Here is a 1367-nt window from a genome sequence, read left to right as displayed (position 1 = left end):
GAGACTGTAAACTAAACTGTGTCACCTCTTAATTTATTTAAGGGGAAAAATAAGTAAATTAGTTTAACTTATAGACACAATGAAGACAAACGAATCGTTCGATTTTCAACGCTTCAAAGAAGAAGCAATGCAAGGTCTCTATGACGGCAAAAAAATGGGTGGTACCGACGGTGTATTTGCTCCAATTCTGAAACATCTGCTTGAATCCATGCTCGAAGGTGAGCTGAATAACCACCTGGAAGAAAGCAAGGCTGCTGGTGAGAGCAACCGTAAAAACGGTAGAACAAAAAAGACTGTTAGAAGTCTTCAGTCAGGTCATTTAGAGATTGAAAGCAACCGTGACCGCCAGGGTACTTTTGAACCCAAAATCCTGCCTAAGCGCCAATTGATTATCACCGAAGAACTTGAAGATAAAGTAATTGCGATGTATGCACGCGGTATGAGTACCCGAAATATTTCCGAGTATGTAAAGGAGATGTATGCAATGGAAATATCTGCTACTGAGATTTCTCATATAACTGACAAGATAATTCCGCTGATGAATGAATGGCGTAACAGGCCATTAGAGGCGGTTTATCCCTTCGTTTTCCTGGACTGCATGCATTATAAGGTGCGAGATAACGGCACCGTTGAGTCAAGGGCGATTTATAACATATTAGGAATAAACCGTGAAGGGAAAAAAGACCTGATCGGGATTTATTTATCAGAGAATGAGGGCGCTAAGTTTTGGTTATCTGTTTTAACTGACTTAAAACAACGTGGAGTTGAAGATATTCTGATTGCCTGTATTGATGGCCTAAAAGGCTTCCCAGAAGCAATTGAAGCAGTATATCCAAAGACCAAGATTCAACTTTGTATTATTCATCAGATTCGCACCAGCATGCGTTACGTGCCTGAAAAAGACAAGAAAGCAGTTATTGCAGACTTAAAACCTATTTATAAAGCAATTAATCAGGACCAAGCGTACGAAAGGCTACTTGAATTCGAGGACAAATGGGGGAAGAAATATCCGCTCGCAGTAAAATCCTGGATGGATAATTGGGTAAATCTTTCAACTTTTTTTGAGTATACCACCGAAATAAGAAACGTGATTTATACAACGAATGCGATTGAAGGCATGCATCGCCAGATCAGAAAAGTCACAAAAACGAAAGGAGCATTTACCTCGGATCAGGCGTTGCTTAAATTGGTTTATCTGGTGGTAAGAGATCTTTCTAAAAAATGGACGATGTCAATTCATAACTGGGGCTTGACGATGTCTCAATTGTACATTAAATTTGGTGACAGATTACAGGCCGATCGCGAATTTTTTCTTGGTAGCTGAATCTGCCTAAATAAAATCCTGACACAGTTCAGCGTACACTCCC

General features: G+C 39.9%; 1 protein-coding gene. It reads left to right on the top strand.

All coding sequences use genetic code 11. The features are described 5' to 3' along the window. Positions 1-79: 79 nt before the first annotated feature. Positions 80-1324, top strand: coding sequence for an IS256 family transposase (locus RB622_RS30095; RefSeq protein WP_308050548.1), 1245 nt, complete (start codon positions 80-82; stop codon positions 1322-1324). Positions 1325-1367 lie beyond the last annotated feature (43 nt).

This window comes from Dyadobacter sp. LHD-138 (genome assembly GCF_030929615.1).
Lineage (GTDB): Bacteria > Bacteroidota > Bacteroidia > Cytophagales > Spirosomataceae > Dyadobacter.
Note: the sequence above shows the minus strand (reverse complement) of the source record. Positions and strands in the feature narration are given on the sequence as shown.

Excerpts from the sequence above, each read along its gene's own strand:
- RB622_RS30095 (WP_308050548.1), top strand. The coding sequence starts at position 80 with ATGAAGACAAACGAATCGTTCGATTTTCAACGCTTCAAAGAAGAAGCA.